Source organism: Amycolatopsis sp. NPDC051903, assembly GCF_044452505.1.
GTDB lineage: Bacteria > Actinomycetota > Actinomycetes > Mycobacteriales > Pseudonocardiaceae > Amycolatopsis.
The window spans coordinates 144,751-162,807 of record NZ_JBITBT010000020.1 but is presented as its reverse complement, the minus strand read 5'-3'; the positions used below and the strand labels follow the sequence as shown (position 1 = coordinate 162,807).

At 72.9% G+C, this 18,057-nt stretch carries 22 protein-coding genes and 2 pseudogenes; 14 read left to right on the top strand and 10 right to left on the bottom strand.

Annotated features, from left to right (window positions below; all coding sequences use genetic code 11):
• Nucleotides 1-510: 510 nt before the first annotated feature.
• Entirely contained in the window at nt 511-1,533 is a 1,023-nt protein-coding gene (locus ACIA77_RS32775; RefSeq protein WP_395889902.1) for an alpha/beta hydrolase-fold protein, read from the bottom strand.
• A gap of 171 nt (nt 1,534-1,704) precedes the next feature.
• Between ACIA77_RS32775 and ACIA77_RS32770 the strand changes: the two genes are divergently transcribed.
• Complete coding sequence (locus ACIA77_RS32770) at nt 1,705-3,954, top strand: FUSC family protein (RefSeq protein ID WP_395889901.1); 2,250 nt, start codon at nt 1,705-1,707, stop codon at nt 3,952-3,954.
• 203 nt (nt 3,955-4,157) lie between these two features.
• Here the strand turns inward: ACIA77_RS32770 and ACIA77_RS32765 are convergent, their stop codons facing one another.
• Nucleotides 4,158-4,556: a DUF302 domain-containing protein gene (locus tag ACIA77_RS32765; protein ID WP_395889900.1), complete on the bottom strand. Its 399-nt coding sequence runs from the start codon at nt 4,554-4,556 to the stop codon at nt 4,158-4,160.
• A 160-nt stretch (nt 4,557-4,716) separates the two neighbouring features.
• Between ACIA77_RS32765 and ACIA77_RS32760 the strand changes: the two genes are divergently transcribed.
• Together ACIA77_RS32760 and ACIA77_RS32755 are read left to right on the top strand one after the other, a co-directional pair.
• Nucleotides 4,717-5,841 (top strand): LLM class flavin-dependent oxidoreductase, encoded by a 1,125-nt coding sequence (locus ACIA77_RS32760; RefSeq protein ID WP_395889899.1) that lies wholly within the window; start codon nt 4,717-4,719, stop codon nt 5,839-5,841.
• 11 nt (nt 5,842-5,852) lie between these two features.
• Nucleotides 5,853-7,193: an NtaA/DmoA family FMN-dependent monooxygenase gene (locus ACIA77_RS32755; RefSeq protein WP_395889898.1), complete on the top strand. Its 1,341-nt coding sequence runs from the start codon at nt 5,853-5,855 to the stop codon at nt 7,191-7,193.
• A 42-nt stretch (nt 7,194-7,235) separates the two neighbouring features.
• Here the strand turns inward: ACIA77_RS32755 and ACIA77_RS32750 are convergent, their stop codons facing one another.
• On the bottom strand, nt 7,236-8,252 hold the full coding sequence (locus ACIA77_RS32750; protein WP_395889897.1) for a hypothetical protein: 1,017 nt from the start codon (nt 8,250-8,252) through the stop codon (nt 7,236-7,238).
• Between the two features lie 94 nt (nt 8,253-8,346).
• Nucleotides 8,347-8,580, bottom strand: coding sequence for a DUF2188 domain-containing protein (locus ACIA77_RS32745; RefSeq protein ID WP_395889896.1), 234 nt, complete (start codon nt 8,578-8,580; stop codon nt 8,347-8,349).
• Between the two features lie 67 nt (nt 8,581-8,647).
• Between ACIA77_RS32745 and ACIA77_RS32740 the strand changes: the two genes are divergently transcribed.
• Both ACIA77_RS32740 and ACIA77_RS32735 read left to right on the top strand, forming a co-directional pair.
• On the top strand, nt 8,648-9,301 hold the full coding sequence (locus tag ACIA77_RS32740) for a UdgX family uracil-DNA binding protein (RefSeq protein WP_395889895.1): 654 nt from the start codon (nt 8,648-8,650) through the stop codon (nt 9,299-9,301).
• Between the two features lie 28 nt (nt 9,302-9,329).
• Nucleotides 9,330-10,478 (top strand): NAD(P)/FAD-dependent oxidoreductase, encoded by a 1,149-nt coding sequence (locus ACIA77_RS32735; RefSeq protein WP_395889893.1) that lies wholly within the window; start codon nt 9,330-9,332, stop codon nt 10,476-10,478.
• Between the two features lie 3 nt (nt 10,479-10,481).
• Here ACIA77_RS32735 and ACIA77_RS32730 read toward each other — a convergent pair whose 3' ends face one another.
• Nucleotides 10,482-11,222, bottom strand: coding sequence for an ATP-binding protein (locus ACIA77_RS32730; RefSeq protein ID WP_395889891.1), 741 nt, complete (start codon nt 11,220-11,222; stop codon nt 10,482-10,484).
• Nucleotides 11,223-11,404: 182 nt separating this feature from the next.
• On the opposite strand from ACIA77_RS32730, the pseudogene ACIA77_RS32725 reads away from it, so the two are divergent.
• Nucleotides 11,405-11,575 (top strand): annotated as a pseudogene (locus ACIA77_RS32725) (NAD(P)-dependent oxidoreductase); the annotation flags it as partial.
• 54 nt (nt 11,576-11,629) lie between these two features.
• On the opposite strand, the gene ACIA77_RS32720 reads toward ACIA77_RS32725, so the two are convergent.
• Entirely contained in the window at nt 11,630-12,031 is a 402-nt protein-coding gene (locus ACIA77_RS32720; protein ID WP_395889890.1) for an STAS domain-containing protein, read from the bottom strand.
• Between the two features lie 213 nt (nt 12,032-12,244).
• On the opposite strand from ACIA77_RS32720, the gene ACIA77_RS32715 reads away from it, so the two are divergent.
• The 3 genes from ACIA77_RS32715 to ACIA77_RS32705 all read left to right on the top strand — a co-directional run bounded on the left by ACIA77_RS32715 (nt 12,245) and on the right by ACIA77_RS32705 (nt 13,152).
• Entirely contained in the window at nt 12,245-12,511 is a 267-nt protein-coding gene (locus tag ACIA77_RS32715) for a DUF4235 domain-containing protein (RefSeq protein ID WP_395889888.1), read from the top strand.
• Nucleotides 12,512-12,727: 216 nt separating this feature from the next.
• The gene (locus tag ACIA77_RS32710; RefSeq protein WP_395889887.1) at nt 12,728-12,907 is read left to right on the top strand and encodes a hypothetical protein; all 180 of its coding nucleotides are present in this window, start codon (nt 12,728-12,730) and stop codon (nt 12,905-12,907) included.
• Between the two features lie 83 nt (nt 12,908-12,990).
• Nucleotides 12,991-13,152: a hypothetical protein gene (locus ACIA77_RS32705; protein WP_395889886.1), complete on the top strand. Its 162-nt coding sequence runs from the start codon at nt 12,991-12,993 to the stop codon at nt 13,150-13,152.
• Between the two features lie 50 nt (nt 13,153-13,202).
• Here the strand turns inward: ACIA77_RS32705 and ACIA77_RS32700 are convergent, their stop codons facing one another.
• Entirely contained in the window at nt 13,203-13,532 is a 330-nt protein-coding gene (locus tag ACIA77_RS32700; RefSeq protein WP_395889885.1) for a DUF3140 domain-containing protein, read from the bottom strand.
• Between the two features lie 118 nt (nt 13,533-13,650).
• Between ACIA77_RS32700 and ACIA77_RS32695 the strand changes: the two genes are divergently transcribed.
• Together ACIA77_RS32695 and ACIA77_RS32690 are read left to right on the top strand one after the other, a co-directional pair.
• Nucleotides 13,651-13,911: a DUF3040 domain-containing protein gene (locus tag ACIA77_RS32695; protein WP_395889883.1), complete on the top strand. Its 261-nt coding sequence runs from the start codon at nt 13,651-13,653 to the stop codon at nt 13,909-13,911.
• Between the two features lie 62 nt (nt 13,912-13,973).
• Nucleotides 13,974-14,138, top strand: a complete 165-nt coding sequence (locus ACIA77_RS32690; protein ID WP_395889882.1) for a hypothetical protein — start codon at nt 13,974-13,976, stop codon at nt 14,136-14,138.
• A 217-nt stretch (nt 14,139-14,355) separates the two neighbouring features.
• On the opposite strand, the gene ACIA77_RS32685 is transcribed toward ACIA77_RS32690, so the two are convergent.
• A complete protein-coding gene (locus tag ACIA77_RS32685; RefSeq protein WP_395889881.1) occupies nt 14,356-14,760 on the bottom strand; it encodes a nuclear transport factor 2 family protein in 405 nt (134 codons plus the stop codon).
• 85 nt (nt 14,761-14,845) lie between these two features.
• Between ACIA77_RS32685 and ACIA77_RS32680 the strand changes: the two genes are divergently transcribed.
• From ACIA77_RS32680 to ACIA77_RS32670, 3 genes and pseudogenes are all read left to right on the top strand, one after another.
• On the top strand, nt 14,846-15,529 hold the full coding sequence (locus ACIA77_RS32680; RefSeq protein WP_395889879.1) for an ArsR/SmtB family transcription factor: 684 nt from the start codon (nt 14,846-14,848) through the stop codon (nt 15,527-15,529).
• Nucleotides 15,530-15,569: 40 nt separating this feature from the next.
• On the top strand, nt 15,570-15,926 hold the full coding sequence (locus ACIA77_RS32675) for a hypothetical protein (RefSeq protein WP_395889878.1): 357 nt from the start codon (nt 15,570-15,572) through the stop codon (nt 15,924-15,926).
• Nucleotides 15,905-16,192: pseudogene (locus ACIA77_RS32670) on the top strand (aminotransferase class V-fold PLP-dependent enzyme); the annotation flags it as partial. The gene ACIA77_RS32675 and the pseudogene ACIA77_RS32670, both read left to right, overlap by 22 nt.
• Before the next feature lie 513 nt (nt 16,193-16,705).
• Here ACIA77_RS32670 and ACIA77_RS32665 read toward each other — a convergent pair.
• Nucleotides 16,706-17,434 (bottom strand): SDR family NAD(P)-dependent oxidoreductase, encoded by a 729-nt coding sequence (locus ACIA77_RS32665; protein ID WP_395889877.1) that lies wholly within the window; start codon nt 17,432-17,434, stop codon nt 16,706-16,708.
• Between the two features lie 19 nt (nt 17,435-17,453).
• On the bottom strand, nt 17,454-18,053 hold the full coding sequence (locus ACIA77_RS32660; RefSeq protein ID WP_395889876.1) for a VOC family protein: 600 nt from the start codon (nt 18,051-18,053) through the stop codon (nt 17,454-17,456).
• Nucleotides 18,054-18,057: the final 4 nt, after the last annotated feature.

Genomic DNA, 18,057 nt, shown 5'->3' with positions numbered 1-18,057 from the left:
GTCACCATCTCCAGCACACAAGATCAACTACACGACCGTCGAACCAGAGCCTAACCGACACGCCGGTGACTACCTAACGAAGTGTTGTTGCAGTACTAAAGCACGATCGGCATGCGATCCTGACGTCCGGTGGATCAGCTCACCGAGAGACGAATGGAATGACCGCCAGCTACTACGTCGCCGGCACAGAGAACGGCGACCACATCGACGATCCCTCCGAAGATGCGTTGTTCATGCTCATCACCGATCTCGCCCACCCCGAAACACCTTCCTGACGGTCAACCCCGCCAGCCCGAGCGCAGACTGGCACGCGGCTGTCTCCCTGCTTGGCGACGGTGGGTACGAGGTCGAATGCCATCACCCCGGTCAGCCGGAAGACACCCGAACAACCAGCGCCGACCGAGACCAGATCGCCAGAGACCTTGCCTTGTGGCTGGCCGGTCGTTTTCCGTCATACCGGCCCGCTGAGGGCCGCCTGCCATCCACAGTGGACGGAGGCTGTCCGCAGCCCTAGCGGGCGAGCCGCTCCGCGAGCCACTTCAGTGCGAGCGGGTACCGGTAGTCGATGGCGGCGTGGCCGGCGTCGAACAGCTCGAAGTGGAGGCGGTCCGCGGGGAGGCCGGCCTTGAGGACCTCGTCGCGGAAGGCGGTGGCGCCGAGGTCGAGGAACCATTCGTCGCGGGTGCCCGCGTCGATCCACACGGCGCGCAGGTCGCGCAGGGTGGTGGTGTGGGCGGGGGCCAGGCGGACCGGGTCCCACGCGAGCCAGCGGTCCCACACCTCGGGCTTGACCACGCCGCTGACCGGGTCGAACGGCAGCTCCGGAGTGCCGTCCGCGAGCGCGGAGAAGCAGGCCGCGACGCCGAAGGCGACCAGCAGTGACTCGTCGCCGGGCCGGGTGAAAGCCGGACGCGAGCGGAAGTCGTCCCACCAGCGGAAGACGTCGTGGTCGTAGGCGCGCAGCGCGCGGGCGGCCTTGCCGAATTCGGGCAAGTAGCACAGCTCGTACAGCGCATCGCCCGCGTGGGTGGCCAGTGCGCCGAACAGGTCGGGCCGCAGCATGGGTGTGATCATCGCGCCGAACCCGCCCGAGGACTTGCCGCTGAGGGCGCGTGACTCGCGCTCGGGAATGGTCCGGTAGTGCGCGTCGACCCACGGCACGAGTTCGTCGCACAGGTACGAGTGGTAGTGCCCGGTGCCCGGGGAGTCGACGAACTGCGAGCCGCCGTAGGCGGTCCACGCGTCCACGTAGACCACGACGCACGCGGGCGCGCCGGCGGCGAACACGGCGTCGGCGGTTTCGGGGAAGGACGGGCGGAACGCGGTGCGGTTCCCCCACATCGGCACCTGGCCGGTGAAGCCCTGGATCACGTAGATCACGGGGTACCGCTCAGCGGAATCCTCGTAGCCGGGCGGAACGTAGACCCACAGCGGGCGTTCGTGCGGGTCGCCGAGCGGGTTGCCGCGCAACAGCTCGGAGGTGAACGAGTGGCGGTCGAGGCGGCCGGCGAGCGGGGCGTCCCAGGGCAGCATGAGGACAGTCAACCAGGCTCGCCCGCTCGTCGGCAGAGCTCCACTGCGCGCGCGTTCCACTGTGGATTTCCCGGGCCCGGTACGGGCCCCCGGGGTTCTTGACACGCGCGGTTTCCGCCGACCATGCTCGCCCGTGCGGGCGCGGTGCCCCGGACGGAAAGGCACGGCGCGATGGCGGTTCTCGGGTGGCTGCGGGAGCGGGACAACAACCTTTCGGCGCTGCGCCGCACGGGCCGCGCGGCGATCGTGCTCCCCGCCCTCTTCGCGATCGGCAACCTGGTCATCGGCAATCCCGTGACGGCGCTGTTCGCGTCCGTCGGCTCGGTGGCGCTGCTGCTGTTCGTCGACTTCGGCGGCCCGATCCGCGACCGCGTGTTCGCCCAGGGCGCGCTGGTGCTGGCCGGAGCCGCGCTCATTTCGCTGGGCACGCTCGTGTCGCGGGTCGTGTGGCTGGCCGCGGCGACGACGGTCGTGGTCGCGTTCGTCGTGCTGTTCTCGGCCGTGGTGAGCTCCGTGCTGGCGAGCGCGACGAACTCGCTGCTCGTCTCGTTCATCCTGCCCGCGACCCTGCCCGGGCCGGTGTCGACGCTGCCCGACCGGCTCCTCGGCTGGGCCCTGGCCGGGGTCGCGTCGATGGTCGCGATCGCGGTCCTGTGGCCCTCCCCGGTGCGCAACCCGTTGCGGATCGCGACGGCCCGCGCGTGCGCGCTGCTCGCGCAGCGACTGCGGACCGAGGTCGAGTGCGTGCGCTGCGGCTTCCTGCCGAACCTGGTCGCCGAGGTGGACGACGTCATCGCGGAGTCGACCACGGCGGTCACCGCGCTGCGCCGCTCGTTCTTCGGCACGCCCTACCGGCCGACCGGCTTGACGACCTCGACGCGCACGCTCGTGCGGCTCATCGACGAGGTCATCTGGCTCGACTCGATCCTCGCGCGGATGCCCGTCGCCGAAGGCCACGGAACGGCGGGCGAGGCCGTCGCCGAGGTCAAGCTCGCGGCCGCGCTGCTGCTCGACCACGGGGCCGGGCTGCTGCAGTCGGCGCCGTCGGCGCCCGACGATCTCGCGGGCGAACTCGCGCGCGTCCGCGAAGCCCGGGCGGCGATGGAGCGCGCGGTCACGTCCGCACTGCCCGATCCGGACACCGCGGAGTTCGTGACGTCGCTCGAACCGAGCTTCCGCGCGCAGGAGATGAGCTTCGCCATCACGGCGATCGCGCAGAACATCGAACTGACCGTCGCGGCGCGGCGGCGCACCTGGTGGGAGCACCTCATCGGGCGGCGGCCCGACGGCGCGGGCTCGGCGCTGTCGTCCCTGCAGGAGCGCACCGGCGCGCACGTCGTGTGGAACTCGGTGACGATGCACAACAGCCTGCGCGGCGGGATCGCGCTCGGGCTGGCCGTGCTCGTCGCGGGGCTGACCGGCGTGGAGCACTCGTTCTGGGTCGCGTTCGGCACGATGGCGGTGCTGAGGTCCAACGCGCTGAGCACCGGGCAGAACTCCGTGCGCGCGCTGCTCGGGACGGTCGCCGGGATCCTGGTCGGCAGCGCCCTGATCCTGCTGCTGGGCCACGACACGGTCGTGTTCTGGGCGCTGCTGCCGATCGCCGTGGTGTTCACCGGGCTCGCGCCGGCGGTGATCTCGTTCGCCGCCGGGCAGGCCGGGTTCACGGTGGCGCTGCTGCTCCTGTTCTCGCTCATCCAGCCGGCGGGCCTGCGCCTCGGGCTGCTGCGCGTGGAGGACGTGGCGATCGGGTGCGCCGTGAGCCTCGTGGTCGGCCTCGTGTTCTGGCCGCGCGGGGCGGCCGCGGAGCTGCGCCGCGCCGTCGGCGACGGGCTCGCCGAAGCCGCGCGCTACTTGCGCGTGGCGGTCGAATACGGCGTGAGCCGCTGTGACGACGCCGTGCCCGACGCGGCCGAGCCGGGCACCGAGAGCCGGCGGGCCGCCGCGGCCGCGCGCCGCCTCGACGATGCGTTCCGCGGTTTCCTCACCGAACGCGGGCCCAAGCACGTGCCGCTGCCCGACGTCGCCGCGCTGATCACGGCCGTCGCGGTGCTGCGGCTGACCGCGGAGGCCGTGCTGGACCTGTGGCGCCGTGACACAGGCGGCCCGTCGGGCGACCGCACGGCCGCGCGCACCGAGGTCCTCGCGGCGAGCGACGAACTGGCCCGCTGGTACGAAGCCGCCGCCCGCACCCTGACCGGCTCGGCGGCCCTCCCCGCGGTCGTGTCCCGCGACCCGGCCGCCGACGCGCGCCTGCTGACCGCCGTCCACCGCGACCTCGCCGGCGACGACCACGAGGGCACCGCGGCCGCCGTGAAGATGATCTGGACCGCCGACCACCTCGACGCGGCCCGCCGCCTGCAGCCCGGCTTGGCCGGCCCCGTCACGGTGGCGGCGCGGCATTCGACGCTCCTGAGCTGAGCAGCCGGCGCCGGAATTCGACGCGCTCCCGACCGCGACCCGCCCCTGTGCCGCCTGCGGATGCCGGCCAGACCCGGATCGCCGAGAGCCCGCCGGCCGCGCGAGGTTTCGCGTAGCCCAGCTCTCGCCCGCGCGGTTTCCCGGCGGCGCGAGGCCTCAGGAGAGGTTGATGCACCGAGCAGCCACTGCCGTCCGGCTGAGCGCTACTCCGTCGCCTTCGCGATGAGCGTCGGCACGGCTTTGCCGAGAGCGGCGACGGCGGCGGCACTGGCCGCACCGAGGCCGTGGCGCTCGGCCAGCCACGCGGTGTCGTTGTAGGTGACGTGGGTGCGGCCGTCCTCGTCTTCCCACGCCAGGGCCTTGAGCGGGAGGTCGAGGCCGCTCGTGGGGCCGTCGGCGAGCAGCGGGGTGCCACCGCGGCCGTGGCCGAACACGAGCAGCTGCATGGGCCGCAGCGTCAGGCCCGCGGCGACCGCGTTCGCGGCGTGGTCGATCCGCGCGAACACCACCAGCCCCGCGCCTTCGGCCAGCTCCACCAGCCGGTCCACGGTCTCGCCCACCGGCCGGCCGCTCGCGACCGTCACCAGGCCTTCTCCCGCCATCACCACTCCCTCGTGCACGCTCTTCCCGCCAGAACGCTACCCCGTCGCGTTATTCCCGCCCGGGCGGGAAAAGCCCGGGTTTCCCAATGACTGATCACGGCTGCCCGCCCGGCGGGGCCGGGAGCACACTCGAAGGCAGGCCGAGCGGAAGGACGGGCGCATGACCGCAGGACCACACCTCGCCGTCGCGCTGGAGGGCGCGGGCTGGCACCCGGCGGCGTGGCGGGAGCCGGCCGCGCGGCCGGCCGAACTGCTCACGGCCGGCTACTGGACCGGCCTGGTGCAGGAGGCCGAAGCGGCGAAGCTGGATTTCGTCACGTTCGAAGACTTCCTGTCGCTGCGCACCGACGCCCGCGGCCCGTTCGAGGACCGCACCGACGTCGTGCAGGGCCGGCTCGACGCCGTGCTGATCGCGTCGCGCGTCGCGCCCTTGACGTCGCGCATCGGGCTCGTGCCGACGGCCGTGGTCACCCACACGGAGCCGTTCCACCTGTCCAAGGCGATCGCGACGCTCGACTACGTCAGCGGCGGCCGCGCGGGCGTGCGGGTGCAGGTGTCGCGCCACGACGAGGAGTACGCCCACTTCGGGCGCCGCTCCCCGGGCCCGGCCGAGGACCTGTTCGACGAAGCCGCCGACTACGTCGAGGTGCTGCGCCGCCTGTGGGACAGCTGGGAGGACGACGCCGAGATCCGTGACGTCGCCACCGGCCGGTTCGTCGACCGCGACAAACTGCACTACATCGATTTCGAAGGCCGCTGGTTCTCGGTGAAGGGCCCGTCGATCACGCCGCGGCCGCCGCAGGGCCAGCCGCTCGTCGCGGCGCTCGCGCACACCGACGTCGCCTACCGCCTGGCCGGGCGCGCCGCGGACCTGGTTTACGTGACTCCGCGGGACCGCTCGCAGGCCGGTGAGATCCTCGGCGCGCTCGACGATCGCCTGAAGGTGTTCGCGGACCTCGTCGTCTTCCTCGACGACAAGCCGGGCGCGGCGGCCGAGCGCAAGGCGCGGCTCGACGAGGTGGCCGGCGCGGAGTACCCGTCCGACGCGCTCGTCTTCACGGGCACGCCCGCCGAACTGGCCGACCTGCTGCTCGACTGGCACGCCGCGGGCCTCACCGGCTTCCGGCTGCGGCCGGGCGCGATCCCCGACGATCTCACCGCGATCACGCGCGGCCTGGTGCCCGAACTGCGCGGGCGCGGCGCGTTCCGCCAGGACTACGACGACGCCACGACGCTGCGGGGCCGGTTCGGTCTGCCCCGGCCCGCGAACCGCTACGCCGCCTGAGGAGGGACCCGATGACGAAGCCGAAGCAGATCCACCTCGCGGCGCACTTCCCGGGCGTCAACAACACGACGGTGTGGAGCGACCCGGAAGCCGGCAGCCACATCGAGTTCAGCTCGTTCGTCAAGCTCGCCCAGACGGCCGAACGCGCCAAGTTCGACTTCTTCTTCCTCGCCGAGGGCCTTCGGCTGCGCGAGCAGAACGGGCTCATCTACGACCTCGACGTCGTCGGCCGGCCCGACACGTTCACCGTGCTCGCCGCACTGGCCGCCGTCACCGAACGGCTGGGGCTCGCGGGGACGATCAACTCGACGTTCAACGAGCCGTTCGAGGTGGCGCGGCAGTTCGCGTCGCTCGACCATCTCTCGGCCGGGCGGGCGGCGTGGAACGTCGTGACGTCGTGGGACGCCTTCACCGGCGAGAACTTCCGCCGCGGCGGCTTCCTCCCGCAGGACCAGCGCTATTCGCGCGCCGAGACGTTCATGCGCACGGCGTGGGAGCTGTTCGACTCCTGGCGAGGCGACGAGGTGCTCGCCGACAAGGCCTCGGGCCGCTTCCTGTCCGACGCCCGTGCCGGCGCGTTCTCCCACCACGACGAGCACTTCACGATCGACGGCCGCTTCCCCGTACCGCGCAGCCCGCAGGGCCGCCCGGTCATCATCCAGGCCGGGGACTCCGACGACGGCCGCGAATTCGCCGCCGCCACCGCCGACGCGATCTTCACCCGCTACGCCACGCTCGAGAGCGGCCAGCCGTTCTACCGCGACGTCAAGGGCCGCCTCGCGAAGTACGGCCGCACGTCCGAGCAGCTCGTCATCCTCCCCGCCGCCACCTTCGTCCTCGGCGACACCGACGCCGACGCCCACGAAAAGGCCCACGAGGTGCGGCTCGCCCAGGTCAGCGAGGCGACGGCGGTCAAGTTCCTCGAGCAGGTGTGGAACACCGACCTCTCCGACCACGACCCGAACGGACCGCTGCCCTCGTTCGACCCGGTCGTCGGGTCGGAGCTGTTCTCCCAGGGCCGCGCGAGCGTGCGCCAGTACCGCGACCCCGTCGCCACCGCGCACGAGTGGCGGCAGCTCGCCGAGGCGAAGAACCTCACGTCCCGTGAGCTCATCATCGAGGTCACGGGCCGCCAGAACTTCATCGGCTCCGCCGACACCGTCGCCACCACCATCAACGACCTGGTGCAGCAGGACGCGTCCGACGGGTTCATCCTCGTGCCGCACGTGACGCCGGGCGGGCTCGACGAGTTCGCGGACAAGGTGGTGCCGCTGCTGCAGGAACGAGGAGTGTTCCGCACGGAGTACTCGGGGTCGACGCTGCGGGACCACCTGGGGCTTTCACAGCCGTGAGCCGGGCCGGGTGCCGTCGCCGCAACGGCACCCGGCCGCCCGTCACGACGAAGTCTGCTCCTCGGCGGCGTGCAACGGCCGGACCTTCGCGCCCGGGTACCGCGACAGCGGCGTCAGCGGCAGGGACGGCGTTTCCGCCACGCGCTCCAGGTGCCGCAGCAGAATTCCTTCCCGCAGCGCCCACGGGCAGACCTCGACGCGCTTCACGTCGAGGGCGGACAGGGTCACCTCGGCGCCGAGCGCACCGGCCACGACCTGGCGGGCCCGCGAGTGCGAAATGCCGCGGAAGCCGGCGCGCTTGGCCGCGCCGACTTCCGTCAGGCGCGGGATCCACTCGCGCAGCTTCGTGATCTCGAGTTCGCGCGCCACGAAGGGGCCCTTGCGCTGGGGTGCCGCACCGGTGAGGCGGGCCAGCTGTTTGAAGGTCTTCGACGTCGCGACGACCCGCCGCGGCCGGCCTTCCCAGCGCAGTCGGTCGAGCACCTCCGAAAGCGTGTCCCGGACGTACCGGCGCACAGCTTTGACCTGCTTGCCCGTCGGCGGGTCGGCGGTGAGAAACTCGCGGGTGAGCCGCCCGGCGCCCAAGGGCAGCGACAGCGCCAGCTCGGGCTCGACGTCGCGGCCCAGCACCAGCTCCATCGACCCGCCGCCGATGTCGATCAGCAGCAGCCGCCCGGCCGACCAGCCGTACCAGCGGCGGGCGGCGAGGTAGGTCAGGCGGGCTTCGTCCTCACCCGACAGGAACTGCGGGCGGATTCCGGATTCTGCCTCGATGCGGTCGATGACCTCGTCCCGGTTGGCCGCGTCGCGGATCGCCGCCGTGACGAACGGGTAGAGCTCGTCGACCCCCATCCGCACCGCCGCGTCCACGGCCCGGCCGACCGCCTCGGCCGCCCGTTCGACACCGGTTTCGCTCAGCGCGCCGTCGAGCAACAGCTCCTCGGCCAGCAACGTCGGCTCCTTCACCGCGTGCGCGGGCAGCGGCGGCGCTCCGGCGGACACGTCCACCACCTGCAGCTGGGCCGAATTCGACCCGATGTCCAGTACTCCCAGTCTCATCCGGACGGGGTACCCCGCTGCCCGCCCGTCACACCCGGCGCGCCGAACCGTTGTCCGGCAGGCGTTCCCATTCACGACCGTCCCGAATGGACGGTCACGGGCGCGGCTCGATCCGCACGCCCTTGTGGCTCGTGCGGTAGTCGTCGTGGGTGACGAGCGCGCCGAGTTCGTCGCGCACGCGGTGCGCAACCCGGCGCGCCTTCGCCATGTGCCGGCCCGTCGTGACAGCCCGCCCGCGGTCGGTGAACGTGTTCAACGCCCGCTGGTGGCCGTCGATCTTGTTCTTCCACAGGCCGCTTTCGCGGAACGTCTCGACGTCACCGTCCATGGGGGCGGTCCTCCTCCCGGGTGTCCGAACGCCAGGGGTACCCGCTGCGAGCGAGACCACACCTGACGTGTCGGCGCGCCCTGGACCGGGTAACCGGCGGCGCAGGCACGCGGACGGAGCCGAACCCCCGGATTCGACGGACCTCGCCCGGTTGCGCCGGGCCGCTGCGGACTGCACCGGCTGCGCGCTCCACCGCGACGCCACCCGGACCGTCTTCGGCGAAGGCCCGAGCCGGGCGGAGATCCTCGTCGCCGGGGAACAGCCGGGTGACCAGGAGGACGAGCAGGGCAAGCCGTTCGTCGGCCCGGCGGGCCGGCTGCTCGACGCCGCACTGGCCGAAACCGGGTTCGAGCGGGAGGCGCTGTACCTCACGAACGCGGTGAAGCACTTCAAGTTCACCGAGCGCGGCAAGCGCCGGATCCACGAAAAGCCTTCGCGGGCCGAGGTCGTGGCGTGCCGGCCGTGGCTGGTCGCGGAACTGCGAGCCGTGCGGCCGCGGCTGGTGCTGCTGCTCGGGGCCACCGCGGCGCAATCGGTGTACGGCTCCTCGTTCCGGCTCACGAAACACCGGGGTGAGCGCCTGGACCCGCCCCCGGACCTGGCGGGCCTGTTCGGCGCCGCCGTGGTCACCGTGCACCCCTCGGCGGTGCTGCGCGCGCCCGACCGCGAGACGGCCCGCGCGGAATTCGTCGCCGACCTCGAAGCGGCGCGGGCGGTGTGAGAGCCCGGCAGCCGGGTAGCCGGAGGGCATGACGGACGAATCCCTGGTGGTGATCGGCAGCGGCCCGGCCGGCGTCTCGGCGGCGCGGGCCTATCGCGAAGCCGGCGGGAAGGGCCGGGTGCGGCTGCTCTCCGCGGACCCGAACCCACCGTATGCGCGGCCCCCTCTGTCGAAGGACTTCCTCCGCGGCGAATCCGGGGAAGCCGACATCGCGCTCGACGGTCCCGGCGACGACGTCGAACTCGTTCTGGACGACCCGGTCGCCGAACTCGGCGAGCACGAAGTCCGGACCGAGTCCGGCGCCGTGCACCCCTTCACCCGGTGCGTGCTCGCGACGGGCGCCGAGCCGGTGCGCCCACCCGTTCCGGGCGCCGAGCACCCGGACGTCCGCTGCCTGCGTTCCCTGACCAGCTCGCGGGAACTGCGGTCGGCGGCCGGGTCCGCACGCAGTGCCGTGGTGGTGGGCGCGGGGTTCATCGGCTGCGAAGCCGCGGTTTCACTGGCCCGGCTGGGAGTGCAGGTCACCGTGCTGTGCCCCGGTTCCGTGCCGCAGGAGCAACGGCTCGGCCGCGACGCCGGCGAGCTGATCCTGCACTGGCTCAAGGCCGAGGGCGTCAGCGTGCTTCGCGAAACCCGGCTCGAGTCCGTCACCGAAGGCCACCGCGTCCACACCGGACTCGTCCCGGCGCTCGACACCGACCTCGTGCTGCTCGCGACCGGCATCCGCCCGCGCGTCGAGCTCGCCGAGAAGGCCGGCCTGGCGGTCGAGCACGGCCGCGTCCGCACCGATCAGCACCTGCGCACCAGCCGCCCCGGCGTCTACGCGGCGGGCGACGTCGCCTTCACCCACAACCCTTCGGCCGGGCGCGCGCTCGCCGTCGAGCACTGGGGCGAGGGCCTCGCCATGGGTGAGGTTGCCGGCCGGTCCGCGGCGGGCGTGCCCGCGTCCTGGGACGTGGTTCCCGGCTTCTGGTCGGAGATCGGCGACCACGTGCTCAAGTACGCGGCCTGGGGTGACGGCTTCGACCACGCCTGCCCGGTGTCGCGCGACGGCGGGTTCACCGTCTGGTATGAACGCGGCGGCGAGGCCGTCGGGGTGCTCACGCACAACGCCGACGACGACTACGCACGCGGCGGCGAGCTGATCCGCGAGCACCACCCGATCCCGCCGAGGTAGGGCTCACCCGGACCGGGCGCTCAGCTTCGCCCACACGACCTTGCCGCCCCGCCACGCCGGGCTGCTGCCCCACGCGCGGGCCAGCTGCGCCACCATCCGCAGTCCCAGCCCGGGCCCCGCCGGACGGACGCTCTCCCGCAGGAGCGCGGGCGCCGGGTTGTCGTCGCCGACCGCGACGGTGCAGCGCCCACGGCTCAGGTCGAGCTGGAGCGTCGGCTCACAACCGGTGTGCTGGACCGCGTTCTCCACCAGTTCGCTGGCGACGAGAGCCGCGTCGTCGGCGAACTCCGGCGTGCCCCACGCCGCGCACGTGGTGCGCACGAACGCCCGCGCCTCGCGCCCCGCGTTCGGTGACCGCTCGATCTCGCACCGCAGCCGCTGCCGCTGCGGGCGCGCCATCCGTTCGGCCGCCGCGCCGGCATCCGGAGCGACGCAAGCGAACCGGTCGACGGAGCGCTCCCGCAGCAGTTCCCGGTGCTCCGTCCGTTCGGACACGAGTGCGAACGGTACCGCGGGCCATTCCTCGATCCGCCGCGCGATGAGGGAGAACACGCCGATCTGGACCGGGTCGGGGATGTCGAGCGCCGAGATGTCGGCGATCAGGCCGTCGGGAGCGTCGACGGCCGCCTTCAGGAGCGAATCACGCAAGTCCGGTCGCGACGTCGCGCCCAGCGTGCCCGAGACGGCGAGCAGCCGGAACCGGCCGAACCGGCCCAGGACCGCGTGCAGCCTCTCCGCGATCACTCCGCCTCCCCTTTCCCGGCGCTCGGGGCACCATTGCTGATAACCCGGTCCACCGGGCTGCCAAACATGCCGGCCGGACCGTCGGTCTCCGGCTCTGGGACGGCGGGCGCCCGGATAACCACAGAGGGCAACAACCCTGACCGCGCACAGCGCCCACCCGCTCGTGAACAACGCTGCGGTGCACCGGATCCGTCAACGGCTTGCGTGGCACCAAATCCCTGATCGGCTACCCGGCCACCGAGGGCGCGATCCACGCGTGGATGTACTCGGTGGCCCAGGTGCCGGCCGACCGGGGGATCCGCGTGGCGCCCGGTCCGGTGTGGACACCGCTGACCGCTTCGACGTTCCCGCCCCCGGATCGCCCGGCGGTCTCGCCGCGCTGCTGCGGGAACTGACCGGCGCCGAACTCAGCGCAGGCGGTTGACGACGCTGAGCCACTCCTGAGCCTCGCGCAGCGTGCGGTGGATCGGCAGGACCCGGTCGAGGCCCAGCAACCGGACCGGGCGCAGCACGGCGTGCTGCGCCGTGACGATCGCGTACGGCACGCCGGCCGCGCGTGCCGCCTCCTGCGCGCCGACGAGCGTGCTCAAGCCGTCGGACGAGCAGAACGTGACCTCGCGCAGGTCCACGATCAGCGCGGCGGGTGCGAGCTCGAGCTCCTCCGCCAGCTGTGCCTCGAGCCGGCCGGTGATGGTGAGGTCGACGTCACCGCGGACGGTCACCATGCTCGCTTCGGCCGTGGTGGTCACCAGCACGCTCGGCGACCGCGCGAAGTGGACGAACGACGTGCTGGAAAAGGGTTGGGTCATGGCGCGCCTCCTTCGACGCGTCGTCAGAGGCGGCAGCCCGCAGTTCCGGCCTGCTCCGTCTCCGGCCTCCCGGACGCATCCGGGAGAGACGACGGCAGGCGGCTGCTGGCTGAACCGCGATGAACTGAGCCTACGCCGCCGCGGCGGTGCTCGCTCTGTGGTGCGCCACCGCCCGCAGGTTCGCGCGCGATCCCGTGCGGGTACCCGCCGGGCATGAAGAAGACGCTGTACAAACCGTTGAACTTCGCCGTCAGCGCGCTCGGCGGTCTCGTCGCCGGGCAGGTGTTCAAGCTCGTGTGGCAGAAGATCGCCGGGGAGGGCGACGCGCCCAACGCCACCGACAAGCACCGCACGTGGCAGGAGATCCTCATCGCCGCCGCGGTGCAGGGCGCGATCTTCGGCGCGGTGAAGGCCGCCGCCGAACGCGCCGGCGCCGTCGGCTACGAGAAGGCCAGTGGCGAATGGCCCGGCGACGACTGAGCGGCACCGCACCGCACGGCACCGGCGGTCCCGAGGACTCGAGGGGAAACCGCCCGGAGCCCGCGTGAGAACGCCGGGGGACGCGCCGGCTCCGAGTCTTGCCCCGGACCTCCGAACCGGAGGTTGCTCCGTTCGAGTGGCATCGAGGGCGGCCGGGAGTGTCGCGCGAACCGGCGGGTACGCGGTCCGGACCACCCCGACCCGGAGGAGGCCCTCGTGTCGAACCGGATGATGATCAGCCGGGAGAACCAGCCGATCCCGTGCGAGAAGTGCGGGCAGCCGAGCCTGCACGTCGCCCGGCTCGTCGGCGGCGACGGAGCGCTGCTCGGCCAGACGATGGTGTGCACCGAATGCCACCACCGCCGATCCGAGTCCGGCCCCGAGCGGACGCCCTAGCCCGGACTCGGCGACGGGGTTTTCCCGGCCGGCCACGGGGTAACCGCAGCCGAGAGCCCGTCCCGACCAGGCTGGAGGTGTTCATGCTGCGCGAGAGCGACCAGCACTCGCCCCGCGAGGACGACGAGCTGAAGTCCGAGCTGCAGGGCCTGCTGAAGGGCAACGGCCCCACCCGCGCCGAAGACTGGCGCGACCCGGAGCTCTCCGCCGACGACGACGAACCCGCGCCGCCGCCGGTGGACTGAAACCTCGCGGTGGTGGCGGGACCGCCGCCCCCGCCACCGCCGCGTGCCCCTCAGCGCACGGGTTTCAGCGGGTCGTGGCCGAGCGACATCAGGCGGCGGCGCCAATGGGCCTCGCCGGCCACCGGTTCGAGGTCGTCGCGGCGTTCGGCGTGCACGCGGTCCACCACGGCCCGCATCACGGCCTCGTCGTCGGAGTCCACATCGGACTTGCGCTTGCCGAGGATCGCCAGGACGTGGTGTCCCTTCCGCGGGCCCGCCCGGTCCGGCAGGGGCTCGTCGTCGGTGCCCGCTTCGCGGGTGCGCAGCCAGTCGGCGAGTTCGCGCGACGTCATGTTCACCACCCGGTGGAACTCCGTCCACAGGTCTTCGTCCACGGCCATGCCGATCACCTCCCGATCGTCGTGTTCCGGGCGTACCCGCGCCCGCCCGGCCGGCAAACGGGTAACCGGCGCGCACCCGGGTAGCCGTTCACCAACGGCCGACGCGTGAGGAGGTTCCTTGCTGGACGAACGAGACCGCCGTGCCCTGCTGGACATCGAAGCCGACCTGCGACCCCAGTCTTTCACCGCGCGCGCGTTCGCAGTAGGGGCCGCGGCGGGGCGCATCAGCTGGTTCGCGGTGCTCGTGTTGGCCGACGTCACGGCGGTGCTCACCCTCCTGACCGGCGTTTTTGCCGCCCGCGGCGGATTCGTCTTCGCCGGGTTCCTCGCGGGGTTCGTGCTCGTAGTGGTCCACACCGTCCGAGTGAAGCGCCGATGAATGTCCTTGCCGCGACGGCGGGGATCAGGAATCGTTGTCCTGTCAAAAGAACGGAGGCTGCAATGAAGGAGCAGACACCCCGGGACACCGAGACGGTCCCCGTCCCCGCCCCGCGCCGGACCCACTTCGGCCACCCGACCGGCGAGAAGCGGCGCCGGGCGGCCAACGAGATCCGCGCCGCCGCGCAGCGCGCGGGACGCGAGTGGCAACAGCCGGAAACCGACTGATCACCACCTGATCAGCACCGCAGCGCACCCGGTTGATCACCACCCGCTGATCACCACCGGCTCCGAGCGACCCCGAGGATCACCACCCGCTGATCACCCGGCTGAGCACCGTCCGCCGGCCACCTCCGGCGCACCCGGCTGATCGAGCCACGACCTGCGCCGTCCGGCGCGGCACCGGCCGGAAACCGGCCGAGCCACCCGCGCCGATCGGCACCGGCTAGCGGGAGTGCTCGCCACGAGCGAGCATCCCCACCCCGACCCACCCCCAGTACACCCGGTGGTGCGCGATCACCCCGTCGCGCACTTCCATCACCTCGACGAGGTCCAGCTGCTCCCCGTCGGGCGCGGCCCGCGGGTACTCCCAGTGCAGGCGTGAACCGTCGGTGAGGTAGCCCGTGCGGTAGCGCCGCCGTTTCGCGGGCTGGTGCGCGAACACCTTCTCGACGAACTCCCGCAGGTTCTCGCGGCCGCGGAGCACGCCCTCGTCCGTGCCCAGCAGGTGGCAGACGAGCGGGCTCTCCAGCGTCGCGTCCTCGGCGTACAGCGCCATCGCCGCGTCGACGTCCTTCGCCCCCAGCGCGTCGTCCCACGCGGTGAAGATGTGCTCGATGTCCGTGGTCATCATGTTCCTTCCGGATCGGTGCCGCCGACGGTAGGAGCGCGACGGTTCGGCGGGGACCAAACCGTGCCCGTGCCACGCTGGCCCCATGACCGACCCGGTTCCCGACCGCGACCTCGCGCCCGTCGCGGCCCTGATCGGCGACCCGACGCGCATCCGCATCCTCGCCGCGCTCGCCGAGGGCCACGCCCTGCCTGCGGGCGAGCTCGCCGCCCGTGCGGGCGTCCGCCCGGCCACCGCGACCGACCACCTGCACCGCCTCGTCGACGGCGGCCTGGTGGTGGTCCGCGCCCAGGGCCGGCACCGCTACCACGAACTGGCCGGGCCGCACGTGGCCGCCGTCGTCGAAGCACTCGCGCGGCTGGCGCCGGCGGCGCCGGTCCGTTCGCTGCACGCCCACCGCGCCGCCCGGACGCTGACCGAAGCCCGCACCTGCTACGACCACCTCGCCGGCCGCCGCGGGGTCGAACTGCGCGATCGCCTGCTGGCCGCCGGCGCCCTGCGCCCGCTCGACGACCGCGACCACGCCCTCACGCCCACCGGCGAGGCGCTCCTGCGGGACCTGGGCCTCGACGTCACGGAGCTGAGCCCGCGCCGGGTGTTCGCCCGCAACTGCGTGGACTGGACCCAGCGCCGCCCGCACCTCGCCGGCACCCTGCCCGCCGCGATCACCGCCCGCTTCGTCACGCTCGGCCACCTGGCCCCGGCCGCCGGCCGCGGCCTGCGCCCCTGTCCGGACTACGACGAGCGCCTCGCCTCGTGGCTCGGCTGACCAGGCTGCGGCTCACTGCAGCCGGGCGGACACTGCGGTGATGGATGCCCCGGACTCACCGGTGGCCACCGCGGCCGCGCAGTTCGGCCGTTCGACGGACGGGATTGGCTCGACACCGCGCACCAGGGCCCGCTGCCCCGTCCGGCCCGCCGCCGCGCTCAAAGCCGCTCCGCACCGCCTTTACGACGACGGTTTCACCGCGCTCCCCGAGCGCCTGCGCACGGCCCTCGCCCGGCCGATCGGCGCGGACCCGCAGAGGTTCGTCCTGGGCAACAGCACCTCCCACGGCCGGCACCTCATCGTCAACGGCCTCGGCTGGACCGAGGGCGACGACATCCTCGTCCTCGCCGGTGACCGCCCCGCCACCGTGCTGGCCTGGCAGCGCCTCGCCCGCTGAGGCGTCCGGACGACCGCGCTGCGCCCGGCCGGCGAGACCTGACCGCCAACGCGATCGGCCCGCGCGCCCGGCTCGTCGCGCTGACGTGGGTGGACTCCTTCACCGGCCGCGCCCTCGACCTCAACGCCCTGGGCGCGGTCACCCGCCGGGCCGGGATCCCCTTGGTGGTCAACGCTTCCCAGGCCCTCGGCGCCCGGTACCTCGACGTCGCCCCGGTCGACGCGGTCGCGTGTTGCGGTTGCACGTGGCTCTGCGGCCCGTCCGACACGGGGTTCACGTGGCGGCACCGCCTCGAACCGCAGCAGGCCTACCGGCTCGCGCACCAAGGCGAGCGCAGCCTGGTGCACATACGCGCCCGACCTTCCGCGACGACCTCGGCGTGCGCGCGTTCGACGTGTTCTGCCCTGCGAACTTCCTCCCTCGGCTCGCCGCGCTGCAGCTGTTCCTCGACACCGGCCCGGCCGCCACCGCCGAGCACGACCAGCGGCTCGGCGTCTACTCGCCGGACTCGACCCCTGCCGCCACCGACTCGTCAGCCCGGCCGGCGACCCGGCGCGCTCCGCGCTCGTCGTCCTCACCGGCACCACTACCGGCTCGGCCACGCTCCACCGCCGCCTCACCGAAGCCGGCATCGACGCCGTCCGGCGCGAAGGCAAGCTCCGGCTCTCACCCCACCTCTTCACCACTCCCGCCGACATCGCTCGAGGTGCTCACCGCGTAGTCGCAAGTGGACAGACAACGCGAAGGACCACGAGCCCGATCGCTCTCGGGCGGCGGGGTCAGAAGACGAACTGCTGCCCGCCGTCGATGTCGTAGGTGGCGCCGGTCAGGGCGGTGTTGGTCATGAGGTGCACGGCGAGCGCGGCGACGTCGCCGGGGCCCACCACGCGGCCGATCGGGAGGCGTTCGCTCAGTTCGGTGCGGCGGGCGTCGAGGTCGTCGCCGAGGAGGGAGGCCGACAGGGGCGTGTCGACGAACCCGGCGGCGATCAGGTTGACGCGGATCGGCGCGAGTTCGAGGGCCAGCGCCGCGGCGAAGGGCGGCAGCGCGGCCGTCGCGGCGGACGCGATGCCGAGGGCGCGGCTGATCTTGCGGCCGCCGGTGCCGCCCATGAGCACGAGCGCGCCGCCGGGCCGCATCTTCGGCGCGGCGTGGCGCGCGACCTCCAGTGCGACGACGATGTGGCCGCTGAGCGCTTCGCTGATCTCGGCGGCGGTCATGTCGAGCATCGCGCCGTAGGCGGGGCCGCCGGCGGTGATGAGGATGTGGTCGATCGGGCTCGGCAGGTCCTCGAAGAACTTCGCCACCGCGGCCGGGTCGTTCGCGTCGAACGCCGCGCTCCCCTGCGCGCCGATCTCGGCCACAGACTTCTCGAGGCGTTCTTCATTGCGTCCCGTCAGGACGACCTTCGCGCCTTCCGCCAGCGCGAGCCGCGCCGTTTCCAGTCCGATGCCGGCGCTGCCGCCGATCAGGACCACGGTCTGGCCCGCGAGTGCCCCGTCCGTCATGATCTCCTCCGCCCCGGTGTCAGGTCGGCAGTTCCGTCCCGGCCCGTTCGGCGATCAGGTATTCGGCGTACCAGTCGGGCCAGTTCGCGTCGCGCTCGCCGGTGCGCTTCTCGTGTTCACCGTGCGCGGCCTCCGCGCGGCGCAGGGCCGCGCCGAGGTCACTGACCGACGAGAACGCCGCTTCGCTCGCGTCCACCCGCCCCGGCAGGCGGCTGGTGATCTCCTGCAGCAGCCACTGGTTGCCGTCCGGGTCGGCGAACGTCGCGCGCGACCGGTATGTGCCGTGATCCGGGTCGAGCCCCGGCTCCCGCCCGCCCGGCCCGCCGTGGAAGATCTCCCCCACCTCGACCCCCGCGGCCACCAGCGCGTCCCGCGCCGCCACGATGTCCGCGACGACCAGGTACCCCTTGCCCGATCCGGGCGCCGCGTCCGTCAGCGCCTCCCCGAACTGGACCGAACACGCCGATCCGTGCGGCGTGAACTGCACGATCCCGGGCGGCGTCGCGTCCAGCCGCCACCCGAGCCGCCCGTAGAACTCCTTCGCCCGCTCCACGTCGGAGACGGGGAGCACCAGGACCTCGATCTTCACGTCGAGGCGCGGCAAGTCGTCAGTGGTCATCGTC

Excerpts from the sequence above, each read along its gene's own strand:
- ACIA77_RS32700 (WP_395889885.1), bottom strand. The coding sequence starts at position 13,532 with ATGGCCGTGGACGAAGACCTGTGGACGGAGTTCCACCGGGTGGTGAAC.
- ACIA77_RS32690 (WP_395889882.1), top strand. The coding sequence starts at position 13,974 with ATGAAGGAGCAGACACCCCGGGACACCGAGACGGTCCCCGTCCCCGCC.
- ACIA77_RS32680 (WP_395889879.1), top strand. The coding sequence starts at position 14,846 with ATGACCGACCCGGTTCCCGACCGCGACCTCGCGCCCGTCGCGGCCCTG.
- ACIA77_RS32675 (WP_395889878.1), top strand. The coding sequence starts at position 15,570 with ATGGATGCCCCGGACTCACCGGTGGCCACCGCGGCCGCGCAGTTCGGC.
- ACIA77_RS32760 (WP_395889899.1), top strand. The coding sequence starts at position 4,717 with ATGACCGCAGGACCACACCTCGCCGTCGCGCTGGAGGGCGCGGGCTGG.
- ACIA77_RS32775 (WP_395889902.1), bottom strand. The coding sequence starts at position 1,533 with ATGCTGCCCTGGGACGCCCCGCTCGCCGGCCGCCTCGACCGCCACTCG.
- ACIA77_RS32770 (WP_395889901.1), top strand. The coding sequence starts at position 1,705 with ATGGCGGTTCTCGGGTGGCTGCGGGAGCGGGACAACAACCTTTCGGCG.
- ACIA77_RS32735 (WP_395889893.1), top strand. The coding sequence starts at position 9,330 with ATGACGGACGAATCCCTGGTGGTGATCGGCAGCGGCCCGGCCGGCGTC.
- ACIA77_RS32765 (WP_395889900.1), bottom strand. The coding sequence starts at position 4,556 with ATGGCGGGAGAAGGCCTGGTGACGGTCGCGAGCGGCCGGCCGGTGGGC.
- ACIA77_RS32685 (WP_395889881.1), bottom strand. The coding sequence starts at position 14,760 with ATGACCACGGACATCGAGCACATCTTCACCGCGTGGGACGACGCGCTG.
- ACIA77_RS32745 (WP_395889896.1), bottom strand. The coding sequence starts at position 8,580 with ATGGACGGTGACGTCGAGACGTTCCGCGAAAGCGGCCTGTGGAAGAAC.
- ACIA77_RS32720 (WP_395889890.1), bottom strand. The coding sequence starts at position 12,031 with ATGACCCAACCCTTTTCCAGCACGTCGTTCGTCCACTTCGCGCGGTCG.
- ACIA77_RS32715 (WP_395889888.1), top strand. The coding sequence starts at position 12,245 with ATGAAGAAGACGCTGTACAAACCGTTGAACTTCGCCGTCAGCGCGCTC.
- ACIA77_RS32665 (WP_395889877.1), bottom strand. The coding sequence starts at position 17,434 with ATGACGGACGGGGCACTCGCGGGCCAGACCGTGGTCCTGATCGGCGGC.
- ACIA77_RS32660 (WP_395889876.1), bottom strand. The coding sequence starts at position 18,053 with ATGACCACTGACGACTTGCCGCGCCTCGACGTGAAGATCGAGGTCCTG.
- ACIA77_RS32750 (WP_395889897.1), bottom strand. The coding sequence starts at position 8,252 with ATGAGACTGGGAGTACTGGACATCGGGTCGAATTCGGCCCAGCTGCAG.
- ACIA77_RS32705 (WP_395889886.1), top strand. The coding sequence starts at position 12,991 with ATGCTGCGCGAGAGCGACCAGCACTCGCCCCGCGAGGACGACGAGCTG.
- ACIA77_RS32755 (WP_395889898.1), top strand. The coding sequence starts at position 5,853 with ATGACGAAGCCGAAGCAGATCCACCTCGCGGCGCACTTCCCGGGCGTC.